The sequence below is a fragment of the Mycobacterium asiaticum genome (genome assembly GCF_001673635.1).
Lineage (GTDB): Bacteria > Actinomycetota > Actinomycetes > Mycobacteriales > Mycobacteriaceae > Mycobacterium > Mycobacterium asiaticum_C.
On the sequence record NZ_LZMH01000046.1, the window covers coordinates 39,906 to 58,388 of the forward strand.

Consider the following 18,483-nt stretch of genomic DNA (forward strand, 5'->3'; position numbering starts at 1 on the left):
CCACGGCCTGCAGACTTGCGCTGCGATCGGAGGTGGATGTGTTCCCTGGCTTTGACGCACTACCTGAAGCACTCAGACCGGTCGCCCGGCCCCGCCAACAGCACGTACACCCCGTTGCCAACCCGCCGGCCCAGACGCTGGTCGATTGCGGTGTCTACGTCGACGGCCGGCGGCTGCCGGGGAAGTACACCCCCGCCGAGGCGCTGGCCGAAGTCCGCGCCAGGGCTCCCGAGGCGCCCGAGGCATTTGTCTGGGTCGGGCTGCACGAGCCCGACGAGGCGCAGATGCAGCAGGTCGCCGACGTCTACGGCCTGCACCCGCTGGCGGTCGAGGACGCCGTGCACGCACACCAGCGGCCGAAGCTGGAGCGTTACGACGACTCGTTGTTCCTGGTTCTCAAGACGGTCAAATATGTGCCGCACGATTCGGTGACGCTGGCTCGCGAGATCGTCGAGACCGGCGAGATCATGATCTTCGTCGGCCACGACTTCGTCGTCACCGTGCGCCACGGCGAACACGGCGGGCTGCACGAGGTGCGCAAGCGCATGGACTGCAATCCCGACCATCTGCGCCTGGGCCCGTACGCGGTGATGCACGCGATCGCCGACTACGTGGTGGACCACTACCTGGATGTCACCGCGTTGATGGAGGACGACGTCGACACCATCGAGGTGGTCGCATTCGCCCCCGGCAAGAACATCGACGTCGAACCGATCTACCTGCTCAAGCGTGAGGTCGTCGAACTGCGCCGCTGCGTGGCCCCGCTGTCGGGTGCGTTCCAGCGCATGCAGATCGAGAACAAGGACCTGATCTCCAAGGAAGTGCGCCGGTACCTGCGCGACGTCGCCGACCACCAGACGCAGGCCGCCGAACAGATCGCCAGCTACGACGACATGCTGAACTCGCTGGTTCAGGCCGCGCTCGCCCGCGTCGGCATGCAGCAGAACATGGACATGCGCAAGATATCGGCATGGGCCGGCATCATCGCGGTGCCCACCATGGTCGCCGGGATCTACGGGATGAACTTTCACTTCATGCCGGAATTGGATTCGCGCTGGGGCTACCCCTCGGTGATCACCGTGATGGTGGTGATCTGTGTGGCGTTGTACTTCAGCTTCCGCAAACGCGGTTGGCTTTAGATCCATATCCCGGCTCGAATGTGAGGTTTACGACGCGGCGTCGGCATGTCGCGTCGCGAAATGCACACTCGGCGCGACTGGAACCGGTCAACGGGGCTGGGCCGCAGGACGAGTGGGATCAAGCACGTCGACTCCGTCGGTCTGCCAGGCCTGGCGCATCGCCTCGGCGCCCTTCAACCGCACCCAGGCCGCCTCGGTCGCCGTGATCGGTGTGGCGCTGAGGAATTGCACCGGGTCGCGGGGCGGATCCAGCGGCAGGTCGGCGATCTCGCTGCGACCCAGTAACACCGCGCTGAAGGGCACCCGGACCGACGGACTCGTCCACAGCGGCGAGCCGAGGTCGATCAGGGCATCGGGGACCAGCACCACACCGTCGACCGCGGGCGTCGCGGCCAGAACCGCGATGCTGCGCGCCAAACCGGTGGCAGGCTCGGGATTGCGCAGCGAGACAACGACTTCGGCTCGCGGCCCGCGATCGGGGTCGGCGACCATTTCGGTGGGATCCGTCATCGGGTAGCGCGAGCAACCCAGCGAGACGTAATGCACCACCCCGTCGGCGGAGAACCTCAGCACCTCGATCGGTTCGGCGCCCAGGAATGTCACACTCGCCGAAGCAGGTTCGGTGTCGAAGTGGTCGCGCAGGTGAGCGCGCACCCGATCCAGAATCTGCCTCACGTCGCGGCCGGCACGGTGAGGTTGACCCCCGAGTCCGCGTCGAAGACCGCTAGCTTGCGGGTGTCGAAAGCAAGCTCGACCGGTTCACCGATGGCGGCCTTGGACTCGGTGGGAACCCTTGCCACGAACTGGTTTTCGTTGACCTCCGATTCCGCGGCGACCTCGTCCAACCGCGCCGAGTGCACCTCGGGGCCGCCGGTGGTGAAGTACACGTATTTATCCGAGCCCAGTGATTCGACCAGATCGACATTGACCTGGAAAACCAGCGAACTGATGCGCTGGTACCCGTCGATCAAAGCGGCGTCGTGGATGTGCTCGGGCCGCACGCCCACGATGATGTTGTCCGGCTTGGGGTGCTCGCCGATCACCTGCTGCAGCTCCGGCGCCAACGTCAGCTCCCCGAACGGAAGTTCCAGGCCGATCGACGTCAACGTCGCGGGAAAGAAGTTCATCGCGGGCGATCCGATGAAGCCGGCCACGAACAGATTGGCGGGCCGCTCGTAGAGCTCGGTGGGCGTACCGATCTGCTGGGCGATTCCGGCGTGCATCACCACCACCCGGTCACCCAGCGTCATCGCCTCGGTCTGGTCGTGCGTGACGTACACGGTGGTGGTGCCCAGCCGCTTCTGCAGGCGGGCGATCTCGCCGCGCATCTGCACCCGGAGCTTGGCGTCCAGGTTGGACAGTGGCTCGTCCATCAGGAAAGCCTTGGGGTGACGCACGATTGCCCGCCCCATCGCCACCCGTTGCCGCTGACCACCGGACAATTGCGCGGGCCGACGTTCCAACAGCTCGGTCAGATCGAGGATCCGGGCGGTCTCTTCCACTTTCTGCGCGATGTCGGTTTTCGACATCTTGGCCAGGGTCAGCGGAAAGGCGATGTTCTGCCGCACCGTCATGTGCGGGTACAGGGCATAGGACTGGAACACCATCGCGATGTCGCGGTCCTTGGGCGCCTTCTCGTTGACCCGCTCACCGCCGATCCGCAGCTCGCCCGATGAGATGTCTTCCAGTCCGGCAATCATGTTCAGCGTCGTCGTCTTGCCGCACCCGGACGGGCCGACCAGGATCACGAACTCGCCGTCGGCAATGGTGACGCTGAGGTCCTGTACCGCCGTGTGACCGTCGGGGTAACTCTTGTTGACGTGTTCGAGCACAATCTCGGCCATCGCGCTATCCCTTCACAGCGCCAGAGGTCAACCCGGCGACGATCCGTCGTTGAAAGATCAGAACAAAGACAATGATCGGGATGGTGATCACCACCGCGCCGGCGGCGATCGATCCGGTCGGCTCCTCGAATTGCGAACTGCCGGTGAAGTTTGCGATCGCCACCGGGGCCGTGATGGCCGCCTTGGTGGCAGTCAGTGACAACGCCAGCAGCAGGTCGTTCCAGGCGAAGATGAAGACCAGAATCGCCGCCGTCACCATCCCCGGGGCGGCCAACGGCACGATCACCATCCGGAACGCCTGAGCCGGCGTCGCGCCGTCCAACTTCGCCGCCTTCTCCAGGTCCCACGGTATCTCGCGGAAGAACGCCGAGAGCGTATAGATGGCCAGCGGCAGCGCGAAGGTGATGTACGGCAGGATCAATCCCGGCCAGGTGTCGAAAAGCCCTATCGCGCGTTCGATGTTGAACAGCGGTGTCACCAGCGAGATCGCCGGAAACATGGTGATCAGCAGCGTCATGCCGACCAGCGCCCGCTTGCCCGGAAAGTTCAGCCGCGCAATCGCATACGCCGCCATCGCGCCGAGCGCCACCGCGACGGCCGTGGTGGTCAGCCCGATCCCGATGGAGTTGATCAGCGCCGAGCTGAAGAAGTCGCCGCGGAAGATGCCGCGGTAATTGTCCAGCGTCACCGACGACGGGATCAGCCTGCCGTCCTTCACCTTTGATGTCGGCTTGAGCGAAAGGCTCAGAATCCACAGCACCGGCAGCAGCGCGTACAGCACCACCAACGTGTCCACGACGACCCAGAATGTGGCGCGTCGCGTACCCAGCGATTCACCTGTCACCGGCGCCACCTCCCGGAGCCGCGGCGCCGAACAACTTGATGAAGACGATCGCGATCAGCCCGACGCACAGGAAGATCAGCACGCTGATCGCCGAACCCAGGCCCACGTTGAAACCCTTGAACAGGTTGTCGTAGCCCAGGATTGACACCGAACCTGTGTTGTTGTCCCCGGCGGTGAGCACGTAGATGTTGTCGAAAATGCGGAACGCGTCCAGCGTGCGGAACAGCAGCGCAACGACCACCGCCGGCTTGATGATCGGCAGGATGATCCTGGTCAACCGCTGCCACGGGTCCGCGCCGTCGACCTGCGCGGCCTTCAGCAGATCCTCGGGCACGAGCGCCAGCCCGGCCAACAGCAGCAGTGCCATGAACGGCGTCGTCTTCCACACCTCGGCCAGCACCACCACCCCAAGCGACGGAAGTTGTTGTGTCAGTGGGGCGCTCCCGTCGGGCAGCAGATTGGCCAGGTAGCCGGTGCCGGGCGTCCAGGCGTAATACCAGCTGTATGACGCGACCACCGTGACGATGCCGTACGGGATCAGCACCGCGGTGCGCACCAGCCCCTTGCCGACCATTGTCCGGTGCATCACCAGCGCCAGTGACAATCCCAGCACGAACTCGAGCGCCACCGACACCACGGTGATCCCTAGGGTGACACCCAGCGCGGTCCACCAGTACCGGTCGGTCAGGATCGTCTGGTAGTTGCCCAAACCGATGAACGCGGTGTCGTCGGGGGTGGCCAAGTTGTTGCGCTGCAAGCTCAACCACACCGCGTAGCAGATCGGGTAGGCCGTTACCGCCAGCATCAGGGTCACCGCGGGTGCGACCAGCAGGTAGGCCAGGCGACGCTCAGGGGTCAGCTGCAGATTCACGGCAGCAGTCCCTTGCCGTCAATGGCCTTCTGCACCTCGGCGGCCAGCGCGTCGGCGGTGCGTTCGGGGTCGATCGCGGTAATCGGGCTCAGCGCCGACGCCAGCCGGATCGACACCGCCTGGTAGGCGGGCGTCGCGGGCCGCACCGCCGCGTCGGTGAGCTGTTGGCGGATCGTGCCGTACATCGGGTACTTCGCCTGGAACTGCGGGTCGGAGTACAGCGAGGTCCGCACCGGCGGCAGCCCGCCCTCGACCGCGACATACTTCTGGTTCTGCAGGCTACGCAGGCAGCGGACGGCATCGAACGCCTCCGCGCGGTGACGGGTGGTGCCGGCCACCGCCAAATTCAGCCCGCCGATCGTCACCTTGGCCCGCTGCCCGGGCAGCACCCCGGGGTAGCGGGCAAAACCGAACACCTTCTGGCTCGCGGCGTAGGCGACCTGGAACTGTTCGTCGCTGGGCGCGAAGGCGCCGAAGCGGTTGATGCTGCCGGCCAATTCGCGCAGGCGGTCGAGCGGCAGGAACGGCACCCCGCCTTTCACCGCGTTCTCCAGCATCGAGGCCAGCACATAAGGCCAATTGACCTCCAGCGCGGCCTTGCCCTGTTCGACCGCCAGGCGCGCCCTGCCCTCGTCGCTGCGGGTGATGGACGGGTCGGCCCCGGGCGCGGTGGCTACCGATTTCATGATCCGCAACGCCGTCACGGTGGCGGCCCGGTGTTCGGGGGTGTCGGTCAGGGTGACGCTCTTCCCGTCCTCGGACAGGACCTGTCCGCCGGCGCTGGCCAACAGCGTGTTGAACCACACCACCAGGCCCTCGGCCTCGTTGGCCTGTACGGCGATCCAGCTCGGTTGCCCGGCCGCCTGCAGGCGCGTCGCCTCGGCGACCATGCCGGCCCAGTCGCGCGGCGGGAGCCGCACCAAATCCGTTCGATACCAGAGCAGTTGGGTGTTGGTGGTGACCGGCACCGCGTACAGCCGGCGCTTCCAGGTAGCCGTCTTGAGCGGACCCGGCAAGGTGTCCACGCTCGCGTCGCTCTCGGCCCGGCCAGCGGGGTCCGCAGCGAGCGGCAGTGCCCACCCGGCCTCGGCGAACTCTGCGGTCCACACCACGTCAATGCCCATCACGTCCAGGGTGCGGTCGTGCCCGGCCAGCCGTCGGGCCAGCTGGAGCCGCTGCTCGTCGGGAGATCTGGCCAGGCTCACGTGCTGGATGCGGTAGCGGCCGTCAGCCTGGTCGGTGCAACGCTGCGCCACCGCGCGGAATGTCGCGCCATCGGTGGCCGGCGTGTAAAGGCTGATCACCACTCCGCGAGCGACCGAACCGCAGGCGGGCATCGACGCGGCGATCAGCGCCGCCAACGCGGCCGTGCCCCACCGCCGCAGCCGCCGGCGAGAACCCACGGGTCAGATCGCCAAACGTGCCAGCAGATCTCGCGCCTTCTCCGCGTTCTGCGGGTCGCAGAGCACGTCGTAGCGGCCCGCCACGAGTTGCATGGTCGAACTGAAGTCCCGGGTACCGCGCGCCATGGCGTACGGCACCGCTGAGGTGATCAACCCGAAGAAAACCCCAGCGATCAGACCCGTGATCAGCGCGCCCCACGGATTGGGGCTGAAAAAGCCGAGCACCAACCCGATGAACAGCCCCAGCCACGCCCCGCTGAGGACTCCTCCGCCGAGGACCTTGCCCCAGCTCAAGCGGCCGGTGACGCGTTCCACCTGCATCAGGTCGACGCCGACGATGGTCACTTGCTGAACGGGAAATTGCTGGTCGGAGAGATAGTCGACGGCGCGTTGCGCCTCGGCGTAGGTCGGATACGAACCGACGGGCCAGCCTTTGGGCGGCGTCGGCAATGCCGGCACGTTTCGCCGGCCCCCAGCCCCGCCGGCTGGCGGTTGTCCCGATTGGAATGGGCTAGTCATCGATCCTCATCTTTCTCCTGCCTCGGCCATCGTTACACCTCGGCAACCGAAATGCACTCTCCGGGCTGCGGATTTGACCTGGGCGGGGGTGCCTGACCGTAGGCTACGTTGATCACCATGACAGCGCCCGGCGGCTCCTCCGGCGAGTACGAACGACCCGCTGAGCAGCCGATCTACGACTCGCCATGGGCCGTGCCGGGGGCCCCGCCACCGGGTCCGCCGCCGCTGGATTACCCGCCGGACGGCGCGGCCGGTTACCCGCTCCCATATCCACCTCCCATGCCGCCCCCGTACGGCGGCTACCCCGGCGGCTATCACCCAGGGTGGGAGTACGCCGCCGGGTACGGCACTCGGCGTTCGGGGATGAACACCATGGCGATCACCTCGCTGGTCGCGAGCATCCTCGGCGTCTTCTGCTGCGTCGGTTCGATAGTCGGGGTGGTGTGCGGCAACGTCGCCCTCAGCCAGATCAAGCGGACGCGCGAAGACGGCCACGGCCTGGCCGTCGGCGGCATCGTTATCAGCGTCGTGACCCTGCTCTTCTACCTCTTCATCCTGGGGCTGGGCGTGATCGGCGCCTGACCCCTGCCGCCCGAACCTGCCGACTCGCACCGGGCTGCCTACGCTTTCCTCATGGGTTCGGTCAACAGGGTGTACGTGGCGCGGCTGCCACGGATGATGGTGTTAGGTCCACTCGGCGAATCCTTCGGGCGGGTGCGCGACGTGGTGATCAGCATCAGCATCGTGCGCCAGCAACCCCGCGTCCTGGGGCTGGTCGTCGACCTGGCGACCCGCCGCAGCATATTCATCCCGATCCTTCGGGTGGCCGCCATCGAGCCCAACGCCGTGACGCTGAACACCGGCAACGTCTCGCTGCGCCATTTCGAGCAGCGGCCAGGTGAAGTGCTGGCCATGGGTCAAGTGCTGGACACCCCGGTGCGGGTCAACGATCCGGACCTGCCGGAGCTGGCCGGATTGGACGTGGTGGTCACGGACCTGGGTATCGAACAGACCCGAACCCGGGACTGGGTGGTGACCAGGGTCGCCGTCCGCACCCATCGACGACTGAGGCGGCGCGGGCCGGTGCACGTCGTGGAGTGGCAGAACGTGCACGGCCTGACGCCTTCGGCCCTGGCCATGCCCGGGCAGGGTGTGGCGGAGCTGCTCGAACAGTTCGAGGGTCGCCGCGCCGTCGACGTCGCCGACGCCATCCGCGGGCTGCCCACCAAACGCCGGTACGAGGTGTTCAAGGCTCTCGGCGACGAGCGGCTGGCCGACATCCTGCAGGAACTGCCCGAATTGGACCAGGCCGAGGTGCTGTCCCAGCTGGGCACCGAGCGCGCCGCGGACGTGCTGGAAGAAATGGATCCCGACGACGCCGCCGACCTGCTGGGCACGCTGAACCCCAGCGACGCCGAAGTGCTGCTGACCCGAATGGATCCCGACGATTCCGACCCGGTGCGCCGGCTGCTGAAGCACTCCCCCGACACAGCCGGCGGTTTGATGACGTCGAACCCCGTGGTGCTCACCCCGGACACCTCGGTGGCCGAGGCGCTGGCCCGGCTGCGCGACCCGGACCTGAGCCCGGCGCTGGCGTCGATGGTGTTCGTCGCGCGTCCCCCGACGGCCACCCCGACCGGACGCTACCTGGGCTGCGTGCACCTGCAGCGGCTACTGCGCGACCCACCGGCCGAACTGGTCGGCGGAATCGTCGACAATGATCTGCTGACCCTGACCCCGGAAACGCCGCTGGGCGCCGTGACGAGGTATTTCGCGGCGTACAACCTGGTGTGCGGGCCGGTGGTCGACGACCAGAACCACTTGCTGGGCGCGGTCACCGTTGACGACCTGCTGGATCACCTCCTCCCGCATGACTGGCGGGTGGACGTGCCGCAGCTGGATCCGGCGGGCCGGCCGCCCCGGGGCGGAGGAGCGCTGTGAGCAACTCAGCTGCGCCGCGACGGCTGTACACCCCGCGGACCTCGCGCCGGTTCACGCCGCGGTTGGATCCCGAGGCCGTCGGGCAGATCACCGAGTCGATTGCCCGCTTCTTCGGCACCGGCCGCTATCTGCTGCTGCAGACGGTGTTCGTGGTGATCTGGATCATGCTCAACCTGTGGGCCGTGCACTGGCGCTGGGACCCGTACCCGTTCATCCTGCTCAATCTGGCTTTCTCCACCCAGGCGGCGTATGCGGCGCCGCTGATCCTGCTCGCCCAGAACCGCCAGGAGAACCGCGACCGAGTCGCATTGGAGGAGGACCGCCGCCGCGCGGCCCAGACCAAGGCCGACACCGAATATCTGGCCCGCGAGCTGGCCGCCCTGCGGCTGTCCATCGGCGAGGTGGCGACGCGCGACTACCTGCGCCACGAGCTGGAGAGCCTGCGCACCCTGCTGACCGAGCTGCAGGACGGCGCCGATCGGCGGGCTAAGAAATCCAGCTGAGAACCAACTCGGCCATTGCGCAACTCCCGTTACGAGAGTTATGTATGGTGATCTAGTTCACGAAGCTAACAAGAGGTCAGTTTCCCGGCGGCTCACTTGAATTGAGGACGGTCAGGTGCGAATAGGGGGACGCTGGGGTGCTAACCCGGTTGTCGCGAAGGTGCGGCAGCAGGCACTCGGCGTGACGCTGAAGCCGGTTTTCGGGCTTGCGGTGATTTCCCCGTTGATCCTGGCGAGTGCGGTCGGCGCTACGGCTCCCACCTTTCACGGCAAGAACCAGCCGCTGCGCACGGCCATCACCCCGGTGGCAGCCGTCGGCCCGGCCCCCAAGGTCGACCTGTCCCGGCCGACCGTCATCTCCGTCCAGCGGGTACCCACCAGTTTCCACGTCGCGGCGGCCACCTCCTCCGCCCCGCCGCCGCCGACGATCGTCAATTCGCCTGGCACCCTTGGCATTCCGATCATGGCGCTGTCCGCATACCGCAACGCCGAGCAGAAGATGAACGCCGCGGCACCGGGCTGTGGCGTGAGCTGGAACCTGCTCGCCGGGATCGGGCGCATCGAGTCGATGCACGCCAACGGCGGCGCCACCGACGCGCGCGGCACCGCGACCAACCCGATCTACGGTCCCGCGCTGGACGGCACGCTGCCCGGCAACGAGGTGATCGTCCAGAGCAACCAGGGCAACCGGGTGACCTACGCCCGCGCCATGGGTCCGATGCAGTTCCTGCCGGGCACCTGGGCGCGGTACGCCGTCGACGGTGACGGTGACGGCGTGCCCGACCCGCAGAACCTGTTCGACGCGACCTTGGCCGCGGCCCGCTACCTGTGCAGCGGCGGTCTGAATCTGCGGGATCCGATGCAGGTGATGGCCGCGATCCTGCGCTACAACAACTCGATGTCGTACGCCCAGAACGTGCTGGGCTGGGCGGCGGCCTACGCCACCGGCGTGGTCCCGGTCGACCTGCCACCGATCACCGGGCCGCCCCCGCCGATCGGCGATGCGCACCTCGAACATCCGGAGGGCCTGGGCCCGAACCTGCCGCTGAACGTCAACGGCCTGGGCGGCAACGACCCGATGCTGCAGCACATCCCGCTGATCGACTTCGGGCAGCCGCAAATCATCTCGCAATACCCGCAGTTGCCACAGCAATCGCCGATGTGGCCGTGGCTGCCGCCCGCGCAGCTGCAGCCGCCGCAGCCGGTGGTGACGCCGGGATGCACCCTGATCTGCCTGAGCTCGCAATCCCCCGAGTCGGCGCCACCGGGGATGGCACCCCCGATACCGAATGGGCCACCGATACCCAACGGCGGCATCGTCCTGGCACCGGCCGCTCCGCCGGCGGCACCGCCTTTCCCGGACCCGTTCGCGCCGTCGCCACCGTTTGCGCCGCCACCGCCGGCTCCGATCGGTCAACCGCCGGCCGCACCGGCCCCCGCGGTGCCATCGCCCGCAGCGCCGGCGCCCCCGGCCGCACCGGCCCCCGCGGCTCCGGCGGGCCAGCAGCCGCCCAACGGATCACCGACACCCAAGCCGGCGGGCCCGCAGCAGCCCAGCGCACCGGCGCCGGGCGAACCGGTGCTCGCCCCGGTCAGCTGAGACCGACCGGCCTGAGCTGGCGCCGGTCCGCGCCGCCTACACTCGGCGGTGATGTCTGAAACCCACCACGACGACCTGACCGCGGCCATCCGCGCCGCCCTGGGCAAAGTCGTCGATCCCGAATTGCGACGCCCCATCACCGAACTGGGGATGGTCAAGAGCATCGACGTCGAACCTGGCGGCGGCGTGCACGTCGCGATCTACCTGACCACCGCGGCCTGCCCGAAGAAGTCCGAGATCAGTGAGCGCGTCACCCAGGCGGTCGCCGATGTCCCCGGCACCGGTGCGGTGCGGGTCAGCCTGGACGTGATGAGCGACGAACAGCGCACCGAGCTGCGAAAGCAATTGCGTGGTGACGCAGCCGAACCCGTCATCCCATTCGCCCAGCCCAGCTCGCTGACCCGCGTCTACGCGGTGGCCTCGGGCAAAGGCGGAGTCGGCAAATCCACCGTCACGGTCAACCTGGCCGCCGCGATGGCTGCCCGCGGGCTGTCGGTCGGGGTGCTCGACGCCGACATCCACGGCCACTCCATCCCCCGCATGATGGGCACCACGGACCGGCCCACACAGGTCGAGTCGATGATCCTGCCGCCGATCGCGCACGACGTGAAGGTCATCTCGATCGCCCAGTTCACCCAGGACAACTCCCCGGTGGTGTGGCGCGGACCGATGCTGCACCGCGCGCTGCAGCAGTTCCTGGCGGACGTCTACTGGGGCGACCTGGACGTGCTGCTGCTCGACCTGCCGCCGGGTACCGGCGATGTCGCGATTTCGCTGGCTCAACTACTTCCCAACGCCGAAATCTTGGTGGTGACGACGCCGCAGGCGGCCGCCGCCGAGGTCGCCGAACGCGCAGGCAGCATCGCGATCCAGACCCGGCAGCGCATCGTGGGTGTGGTGGAGAACATGTCCGGCCTCACGCTGCCGGACGGCACCACGCTCCACGTGTTCGGCGAGGGCGGTGGTCGGCAGGTAGCCGAGCGGCTGTCCCGTGCGGTCGGCGCCGACGTGCCGCTGCTGGGTCAGATTCCGCTGGATCCCGCGCTGGTGGCCGCCGGCGACGCCGGCGTACCCGTGGTGCTCAGCACCCCTGACTCGGCGGTGGGCAAGGAATTGGCCCGCATCGCCGACAGCCTGTCGTCGCGGCGGCGTGGTCTGGCGGGCATGTCGCTCGGTCTCGACCCCACACGCCGTTAGGTTGCGCGAGCGCTATTTCACGTTCGCTGCGTCGCCGAACGTGGGTCTTACGCGCCGGAGGAGTCCATAGGCCCCACGCTCGGCGGCCAGCCGCGCTCTCAGGTGGCGTCGGTATCGAACGGAGTGCGCTCGGGCGCGGACGGCGAGGCATTCTCGGCAGCCGGCTCCTGCGCCGGCGTCGGCGGCGCAGGGGTGTTACTGGTCGGCTTGTCGAAGTTGCCGGTGAAGATCGAGTCGTCGCCGTCGAGCAGGTGCTTGGTCAACGCCGCGCGCGGTGTCATCCCCCGCAATTTCTGCAGTTCACCGAGCTGGCCTCGCAGGTCGTCGAATTCCGGGCCCATGTCCTCGCGCAGCTGATTGGACACGCCACTGAGGTAGTCGCGCGCCTGCCGCAACGCACCCGCCGTCCAGCGAATGGCCCCGGGCAGCCGCTCTGGCCCAAGCACCACCAGCCCGACCACCACGAGGACGAGCATTTCTCCCCAGCCGATGTTGGCGAACATCAGATCGCAGCGTGATGACCCGCTGCGCCCGGCTGCGCCGCGCTTGCTCTCATCAGGGTCAGATGGTGATGACCCGCTGCGCCCGGCTGCGCCGCGCTTGCTCTCATCACGGGCTCGTATCGGGATCGGGTTTGACCGTCAGCGTCACATGCCGACCGTCGCGGACCACCTCGATCGGGGCGTCCTGGCCGATCGTCAGCTGCCGCGTTGCCACGACCGCCTCGTCGGAGTCGGCGACGTTGCGGCTGCCGATCTTGACGATGACGTCGTTCTCCAGGATTCCGCCCTTCTGAGCGGGTCCACCCGCCTTGACGTTGGCCACCTGCGCACCGGATGCGATCGCGTTGCTCACCGAACGGGTGCTGATGCCCAGCGTGGGATGCAGGATCTTGCCGTCCTTGATCAGCGTCTGCGCCACCAGCTTCATCTCGTTGACCGGGATCGCGAAGCCCAGCCCGCTGGCGCTGTCGGACAGCGACTTGCCGGCGGTGTTGATGCCGATCACCTGCGAGTCCATGTCGATCAGCGGACCGCCGGAGTTGCCGTGGTTGATCGACGCGTCGGTCTGCAGGGCGTCGATGACGGTGTCGGTGTCTGAACCTTCGCCGGACAACGGGACGGGCCGGTGCAGCGCGCTGATGATGCCGTGCGTGACTGTGCTGCGCAGGCCCAGCGGAGCGCCCGCAGCCAGCACTTCGTCGCCGACTCGCACCTTGTCGGAGTCACCGAGCCGGGCCACGCTCAGGTTGTTCACGTTGTCGACTTTGAGCACCGCCAAGTCGGTCTTCGGGTCGCGACCGACCAGGCTGGCAGGCACTTCCTTACCGTCGTTGAACACCACCGTGGTCTTGAACTGGCTGGGATTGTTGGCGGCTTCGGAGATCACGTGATTGTTGGTGACGATGTAGCCGCGGCCGTCGATGACGACGCCCGACCCCTGCATGCCTTCCTGGTCGCTCTTGGACTCGATGGTCACCACCGAGTCGGCGACTGCGGCCGCGACCCGGGTGAACCGGCCGGCCGGCTCCTCGGCGTTGCCCGCGGTCGACAGCGTCACCTTCGAGGTGGTGAACGCTTCCACGACTTCCGCGGTCTTGCGGCCGATCACCCCACCGATCACACCGATGACCAGGGCGATCAGCAGCAGCACCGCCAGGGCCAGGTAAGAGACCCTGCCGCCGAACAGAACGTCGCGCACACCGAGTTTGCCGCTGTGTTTCAGCTCCCCGTGGCTGACCTGCGGGGGTAGCGCCGGGGTGCCCAGCGCAGCGGCGGCTCCGGGGTCGCGCCACGGGTCATCGGGTTCGTCGTGCTGGTCGCCGTTCTTCTCGCCCGCCAGCGCGCTGGCGTCGATGGGGTGACGTTGCAGCGTCTCGGTGCCGCCGAACGGGCGGCCGAAGGCCTCTTCCAGCACCGGGTCGGCAGGTTTGTCGTGCGGCCGGAATTCGGACTGTTCCTGAAACTTCTGTGGCCGCACCCGCTCGGCCACGAAGGAGCCTTGCTGCCCGGCCGGACGCCCGAACGCTTGCCGCGAGGCGGGATCGACCGGCGGACGATAGATGGGCCGCGGCGCCAGCCGTTCGGTGTCCTGGCCGCTGTTCTTGCCTTCGTCGGAGGTCACGGTTCCTCTTCTAGATCCATTTCGAGCCCGATACCGGGCCATGTGCGCAGCGACACACCGGCACGAGGTTGTTCGTCCACCCTAGTATCCACGGATCCCGGACGGTCGACATGAACGCGCGCGCAGCCCGCCGGGGGCGCAAAAGTCAAGCTAGCGGCGCTTCCGCTGTTCACGTGCGTCGGGCTCGGCAAACGCGTCGGACAGCGAGGGCGCATCTTCGTGCGGGTGATGCGGAATCTCGGACAGCAACCCGAGCAGCGAACTGGGAATCCGGACGGGGTGGGAGTCGCGCAGTGCCGCGCGGGCGCGGCTGTGGTCCTCCACCTCGGCAGCGCACTGGGGGCACAGGGACAGGTGGTGCGCGGCCCGCAGGTGCGCGTTCATCCGCAGCTCGCCGTCCACGAAAGCGGCGATGGCCTCTATGGACAGATGCTCGGTGGACCCGAAGCGGCGCGGCGCACCTATCGGCGCATCACTTTGCGACGCGAACTGGGTAGGAAGCCAGGAGAACGCGCGCCGAAACACTTGCCCCCGGTCGGCCATCACCAGCTCCCTTCGCGCCTTTTCGAGCCATGGATATTTCGAATGTAGCGCGACGTTGTGCCTGATAACCATGTTCTGCCTTCAAAACCCGGGTATTTGGGACCAGTTGGCAACCATGCAGTGGCCATTCGATGATTCGGCCACTCAGGTCGCTTAGCTGGCCGACCTCAACACGCGGTCCTCGGGACGCAGCCCGTGTTCGGGGTGGGCGGCCAGGTAATCCCGCAGAGCCTGACGCCCGCGGTGGATGCGGCTGCGGACGGTCCCGAGCTTGACGCCCAGCGTGGCACCGATCTCCTCATAGGACAGGCCCTCGATGTCACACAGCACGACCGCGGCGCGGAATTCCGGCGGCAGCGAGTCCAGCGCGGCCTGCAGGTCCGGCCCCAGCCGGGAGTCGTGGTAGATCTGCTCGGGGTTCGGCTCGTCGGCCGGCACGCGATCGTAGTCCTCAGGCAGCGCCTCCATCCGGATACGTGCCCGGCGGCGGACCATGTCGAGGAACAGGTTGGTGGTGATGCGGTGTAGCCAGCCTTCGAACGTGCCGGGCTGGTAGTTCTGGACGGACCGGAAAACCCGGATGAACGTCTCCTGTGTCAGGTCCTCCGCGTCGTGCTGGTTGCCGGAGAGCCGGTAGGCCAGCCGGTAGACGCGGTCGGCGTGCTGGCGCACCAATTCGTCCCAGGACGGCATAGCCGCCTTGTCCCCGGTCGCGTCGAAAATCGCTGTGCCCAGCAGCTTGTCGGCCGGCTCAGCCCAGTCGTCGTCGCGCACCTGTTGGGGGTGAGACATGGTGGTGGTGCTCACGGTGGTGGTGTTCACTTCCTTCTGCTTGTTCCTGACACCCAGGATCGGCATTTCCTCACTCTTCGAAACACGGAGATGCCATTCCGCATTCCCGTCGTCTTCACCCCACAGCGCGCCGCGTTCCATAGAACTCACCGTTGCCTACCCGTGTGTGGGCGAGGTAGGAGCAGTCTGAGCTTTGGCTGAGAAACCATACTGTTATCTGCGTTATCCAGCGCATTTTGCTTGTGCAATAAGACCCGTCGCGCCTCGGCGGCCGGGCGCGTCGCCCTCGGCTCCACCGGGCGCGCCTGAAGGACGACCACACCCGTTCGGCATACTCTGCGGACATGGACGGCACCCCGACATCCGGTTCCAACACCCGCGGTGAGGCGACCCACAGCCGGGCCGAATCACTGGTGTCGCACGCCGAAGAGTCGATCTCCGAGGACGAGATCCTGGCCGGCGCCCGCGAACGGGCCGTCGACAGTGGTGCGGGCGCCGTCACACCCGCGGTTGGCGCGTTGCTGAGCATGCTCGCCAAACTCAGCGGCGGCAAGGCAGTCGCGGAGGTCGGCACCGGCGTGGGCGTCAGTGGACTGTGGCTGCTGTCCGGCATGAGCGACGACGGCGTCCTGACCACCATCGACATCGAACCCGAATTCGTCCGGCAGGCCCGGCAGGTGTTCGCCGAGGCGCACATCGGGCCGTCGCGTACCAGGCTGATCAGCGGCCGGGCCCAGGAAGTGCTGACCCGGCTCGCCGACGAGTCCTACGACCTGGTGTTCATCGACGCCGACCCGATCGACCAGCCCGAGTACGTGGTGCAGGGCGTGCGACTGCTGCGCTCCGGCGGGGTCATCGTGGTACACCGGGCCGCGCTGGGCGGCCGCGCCGGTGACCCCGGCGCCCGCGACGCCGAGGTCGCCGCGGTGCGCGAGGCTGCCCGGCTGATCGCCGAGGACGAGCGCCTGACGCCAGCCCTGATCCCGCTGGGTGACGGGCTGCTGGCCGCGGTCCGCGACTGAGGCGCTGGGCGTGGGCGTTATCCGCGGTTGAAGAAGCCGGATTGGCCGGCGCCCGCGTTGAAGCCGCCGGAATCGGCGCCGGGTCCGGTGTTGCCGACACCCGAACTGTGCTGACCGGAGTTCAAGAAGCCGGTGTTGTAATAGCCCACGTTTCCGAAACCGATGTCGTGGTTACCGGCGTTGAAGAAGCCCACCTGCAAGCCGCCGGCTCCGCCGTTGAAGAATCCGGTGTTGGTGCCGGCGTCGCTGGCGTTGAAGAAGCCCACGTTGTCTTCGCCCCCGCCGGCATTGCCCCAACCCGAGCTGTACCCGCCGCTAGCCGAGTTGGACAGGCCCGAGTTGTAGTCGCCGAGGTTGAAGAACCCGGAGTTGCCGATCCCTGAGTTACCGAATCCCGAATTGCCGCTATAACTTGCGATCCCGCCGAAGCCGGTGTTGACGTCGCCGGCATTCCACAGACCCGTGTTGGTGTTGCCCGAATTGAACAACCCGGTGTTGGTGAAGCCGGTGTTGAAGAACCCGGTGTTGCCGGCCTCGCCGATGTTGCCCTGTCCGAAAACGGGATCGCTGCCGTTGCCGCCGGCGTTGAAGCCGCCGGTGTTGCTGATGCCGGTGTTCGACCACCCCACATTGCCGAAGCCGGCGTTGAACGAACCCACATTGTGATTGCCGGCGTTGAAGAACCCGACGTTGTGGCCGAACAGCGAGGTGCCACCGGAGTTGAAGGCGCCCAGGTTGCCGTTGCCGGCGTTCGCCAGGCCCATGTTGGTGCTGCCCGCGTTGAACGACCCGGTGTTGAAGCTGCCCGCGTTGAACAGACCGGTATTGGTGGAACCGCTGTTGCCGATACCGGTATCGGCCACACCCGAATTCAGCAAACCCAGGTTTTGGCTCCCGGTGTTGCCCAGGCCCCAGTTCGCGGTGCCCGAGTTGAACAGTCCGACGTTGCCGCTACCCGAGTTGAACAGCCCGACGTTGCCGCTGCCGGAATTGAAGCCGCCGAAGCCGATCTGATGGTCCCCGGTGAGGCCGATCCCGACGTTGCCGTTGCCGGTGTTCGCGAAGCCGAAATTGCCGTCACCGGTGTTGGCCAGTCCGAAGTTGAAACTGCCGTTGTTGCCCAGCCCGACGTTCCAGCCGACGTTGTTGGCGTTGAAACCGCCGATGCCGATCTGGTTGTTGCCGGTGAGCCCGATACCGATGTTGTTGTTGCCGACGTTGCCGAGGCCGATGTTGTCGAGGCCGACGTTGCCGATGCCGAAGTTGTTGCTGCCGAGGTTGCTGAGGCCGATATTGAAGGCTCCTGGGATACCGGCGACGGCGGTGGCCAGGTTTCCGTTGCCGAACCCGATGTTTCCGGTGCCGACGTTTCCGACGCCGACGTTGAACGAACCGATATTGCCCAGGCCGAAGTTGTAGGACGCCGCGCCCGGATAGGGTGCGCCGACCGCCCCCAGAACGGCGTTTCCGTTGCCGGCGCCGATGTTGAACGAGCCGTAGTTACCCAGGCCGAGATTGCTTCCACCGCTGTTGCCACCACCGATGTTGAAGCTGCCGGTGTTACCGCCGCCGAGGTTGAAGCTGCCGATGTTCCCGATGCCCAGGTTCAGCTGCCCCAGCACCTGCTGGAACGGCACCAGTTGCTCGGCCGCTGCCACGACGCCGCTGTAGTAGCTGGACATGGCCGTCACATCCTGGGCCCACATCTGCTCGTACAACGCCTCGACGGCAGCGATCGCCGGGGCATTGAACCCGAAGAAGTTCGACCGCACCAACGCCACGAGCTGACTTCGGTTGGCGGACACGAACTCCGGATGCACAATCGCCCCTCGAGCCGCTTCGAACACCGAAGCCACCGCCTTGGCCTGCCCGGCCGCGAGCTCGGCGTGGGCCGCGGTCGCGCTCAGCCACAGCGTGTACGGCGTCGCGGCTGCCATCATTGCCGACGCCGCGGCACCCTGCCACGATGCCGTGGTCAGCCCTGATGTCACTGCCCCGAAGGACGACGCGGCCGAACCCAATTCGGCCGCCAGCCCGTCCCAGGCCGCAGCGGCCGCGAGCATCGGCCCCGTTCCCGCACCGGCGAAGAGCTGTGCCGAGGTGATCTCCGGCGGCAGCACGGCAAAGTTCATTACCCCCCC

18 protein-coding genes are annotated in these 18,483 nt (G+C 67.2%); 7 read left to right on the forward strand and 11 right to left on the reverse strand.

The window, feature by feature from the left end:
• Positions 1-38 precede the first annotated feature (38 nt).
• Positions 39-1,139, forward strand: coding sequence for a magnesium/cobalt transporter CorA (gene corA / locus A5645_RS13880; protein ID WP_065129952.1), 1,101 nt, complete (start codon positions 39-41; stop codon positions 1,137-1,139).
• A gap of 87 nt (positions 1,140-1,226) precedes the next feature.
• Here the strand turns inward: corA and A5645_RS13885 are convergent, their stop codons facing one another.
• The 6 genes from A5645_RS13885 to A5645_RS13910 form a co-directional block, all read right to left on the reverse strand.
• Positions 1,227-1,814: a suppressor of fused domain protein gene (locus A5645_RS13885; protein ID WP_065037753.1), complete on the reverse strand. Its 588-nt coding sequence runs from the start codon at positions 1,812-1,814 to the stop codon at positions 1,227-1,229.
• A complete protein-coding gene (locus tag A5645_RS13890) occupies positions 1,811-2,983 on the reverse strand; it encodes an ABC transporter ATP-binding protein (RefSeq protein WP_065129912.1) in 1,173 nt (390 codons plus the stop codon). The genes A5645_RS13885 and A5645_RS13890 overlap by 4 nt, the downstream gene beginning before the upstream one ends.
• 4 nt (positions 2,984-2,987) lie before the next feature.
• Complete coding sequence (locus A5645_RS13895) at positions 2,988-3,812, reverse strand: carbohydrate ABC transporter permease (protein ID WP_065129953.1); 825 nt, start codon at positions 3,810-3,812, stop codon at positions 2,988-2,990.
• Between the two features lie 4 nt (positions 3,813-3,816).
• Positions 3,817-4,698 carry a carbohydrate ABC transporter permease gene (locus tag A5645_RS13900; RefSeq protein WP_065129913.1) on the reverse strand — a complete coding sequence of 294 codons (882 nt, stop codon included), beginning with the start codon at positions 4,696-4,698 and terminating at the stop codon, positions 3,817-3,819.
• Positions 4,695-6,035: an extracellular solute-binding protein gene (locus A5645_RS13905; RefSeq protein WP_081288347.1), complete on the reverse strand. Its 1,341-nt coding sequence runs from the start codon at positions 6,033-6,035 to the stop codon at positions 4,695-4,697. The genes A5645_RS13900 and A5645_RS13905 overlap by 4 nt, the downstream gene beginning before the upstream one ends.
• A gap of 69 nt (positions 6,036-6,104) precedes the next feature.
• Positions 6,105-6,620, reverse strand: a complete 516-nt coding sequence (locus A5645_RS13910; RefSeq protein WP_036357647.1) for a YflT domain-containing protein — start codon at positions 6,618-6,620, stop codon at positions 6,105-6,107.
• 117 nt (positions 6,621-6,737) lie between these two features.
• Between A5645_RS13910 and A5645_RS13915 the strand changes: the two genes are divergently transcribed.
• From A5645_RS13915 to A5645_RS13935, 5 genes are all read left to right on the forward strand, one after another.
• Positions 6,738-7,202, forward strand: coding sequence for a DUF4190 domain-containing protein (locus A5645_RS13915; RefSeq protein WP_065129954.1), 465 nt, complete (start codon positions 6,738-6,740; stop codon positions 7,200-7,202).
• Between the two features lie 51 nt (positions 7,203-7,253).
• Positions 7,254-8,561 carry a magnesium transporter MgtE N-terminal domain-containing protein gene (locus A5645_RS13920; RefSeq protein WP_065037749.1) on the forward strand — a complete coding sequence of 436 codons (1,308 nt, stop codon included), beginning with the start codon at positions 7,254-7,256 and terminating at the stop codon, positions 8,559-8,561.
• Positions 8,558-9,064 (forward strand): DUF1003 domain-containing protein, encoded by a 507-nt coding sequence (locus tag A5645_RS13925; protein WP_065037748.1) that lies wholly within the window; start codon positions 8,558-8,560, stop codon positions 9,062-9,064. The genes A5645_RS13920 and A5645_RS13925 overlap by 4 nt, the downstream gene beginning before the upstream one ends.
• Positions 9,065-9,179: 115 nt before the next feature.
• On the forward strand, positions 9,180-10,664 hold the full coding sequence (locus A5645_RS13930; RefSeq protein WP_065129915.1) for a lytic transglycosylase domain-containing protein: 1,485 nt from the start codon (positions 9,180-9,182) through the stop codon (positions 10,662-10,664).
• A gap of 51 nt (positions 10,665-10,715) precedes the next feature.
• The gene (locus A5645_RS13935) at positions 10,716-11,861 is read left to right on the forward strand and encodes an Mrp/NBP35 family ATP-binding protein (RefSeq protein WP_065129916.1); all 1,146 of its coding nucleotides are present in this window, start codon (positions 10,716-10,718) and stop codon (positions 11,859-11,861) included.
• A 98-nt stretch (positions 11,862-11,959) separates the two neighbouring features.
• On the opposite strand, the gene tatB is transcribed toward A5645_RS13935, so the two are convergent.
• The 4 genes from tatB to sigE all read right to left on the reverse strand — a co-directional run bounded on the left by tatB (position 11,960) and on the right by sigE (position 15,386).
• Positions 11,960-12,364 carry a Sec-independent protein translocase protein TatB gene (gene tatB / locus A5645_RS13940; protein WP_065129917.1) on the reverse strand — a complete coding sequence of 135 codons (405 nt, stop codon included), beginning with the start codon at positions 12,362-12,364 and terminating at the stop codon, positions 11,960-11,962.
• A gap of 106 nt (positions 12,365-12,470) precedes the next feature.
• Positions 12,471-13,985 carry a serine protease HtrA gene (htrA, locus tag A5645_RS13945; protein ID WP_065037744.1) on the reverse strand — a complete coding sequence of 505 codons (1,515 nt, stop codon included), beginning with the start codon at positions 13,983-13,985 and terminating at the stop codon, positions 12,471-12,473.
• Positions 13,986-14,135: 150 nt separating this feature from the next.
• Complete coding sequence (gene rseA, locus A5645_RS13950) at positions 14,136-14,528, reverse strand: anti-sigma E factor RseA (RefSeq protein ID WP_065037776.1); 393 nt, start codon at positions 14,526-14,528, stop codon at positions 14,136-14,138.
• Positions 14,529-14,681: 153 nt separating this feature from the next.
• Positions 14,682-15,386 (reverse strand): RNA polymerase sigma factor SigE, encoded by a 705-nt coding sequence (gene sigE, locus A5645_RS13955; RefSeq protein ID WP_414467446.1) that lies wholly within the window; start codon positions 15,384-15,386, stop codon positions 14,682-14,684.
• Between the two features lie 278 nt (positions 15,387-15,664).
• On the opposite strand from sigE, the gene A5645_RS13960 reads away from it, so the two are divergent.
• Positions 15,665-16,342, forward strand: coding sequence for an O-methyltransferase (locus tag A5645_RS13960; protein WP_065037742.1), 678 nt, complete (start codon positions 15,665-15,667; stop codon positions 16,340-16,342).
• A gap of 17 nt (positions 16,343-16,359) precedes the next feature.
• On the opposite strand, the gene A5645_RS13965 is transcribed toward A5645_RS13960, so the two are convergent.
• Positions 16,360-18,474, reverse strand: a complete 2,115-nt coding sequence (locus tag A5645_RS13965; protein ID WP_065129918.1) for a PPE family protein — start codon at positions 18,472-18,474, stop codon at positions 16,360-16,362.
• Between the last annotated feature and the right edge of the window lie 9 nt (positions 18,475-18,483).

Coding starts and splice junctions, on each gene's coding strand:
- A5645_RS13915 (WP_065129954.1), top strand. CDS start 6,738: ATGACAGCGCCCGGCGGCTCCTCCGGCGAGTACGAACGACCCGCTGAG.
- A5645_RS13960 (WP_065037742.1), top strand. CDS start 15,665: ATGGACGGCACCCCGACATCCGGTTCCAACACCCGCGGTGAGGCGACC.
- sigE (WP_414467446.1), bottom strand. CDS start 15,386: ATGCCGATCCTGGGTGTCAGGAACAAGCAGAAGGAAGTGAACACCACC.
- A5645_RS13935 (WP_065129916.1), top strand. CDS start 10,716: ATGTCTGAAACCCACCACGACGACCTGACCGCGGCCATCCGCGCCGCC.
- A5645_RS13965 (WP_065129918.1), bottom strand. CDS start 18,474: ATGAACTTTGCCGTGCTGCCGCCGGAGATCACCTCGGCACAGCTCTTC.
- A5645_RS13920 (WP_065037749.1), top strand. CDS start 7,254: ATGGGTTCGGTCAACAGGGTGTACGTGGCGCGGCTGCCACGGATGATG.
- A5645_RS13910 (WP_036357647.1), bottom strand. CDS start 6,620: ATGACTAGCCCATTCCAATCGGGACAACCGCCAGCCGGCGGGGCTGGG.
- rseA (WP_065037776.1), bottom strand. CDS start 14,528: ATGGCCGACCGGGGGCAAGTGTTTCGGCGCGCGTTCTCCTGGCTTCCT.
- A5645_RS13905 (WP_081288347.1), bottom strand. CDS start 6,035: ATGCCCGCCTGCGGTTCGGTCGCTCGCGGAGTGGTGATCAGCCTTTAC.
- tatB (WP_065129917.1), bottom strand. CDS start 12,364: ATGTTCGCCAACATCGGCTGGGGAGAAATGCTCGTCCTCGTGGTGGTC.
- A5645_RS13890 (WP_065129912.1), bottom strand. CDS start 2,983: ATGGCCGAGATTGTGCTCGAACACGTCAACAAGAGTTACCCCGACGGT.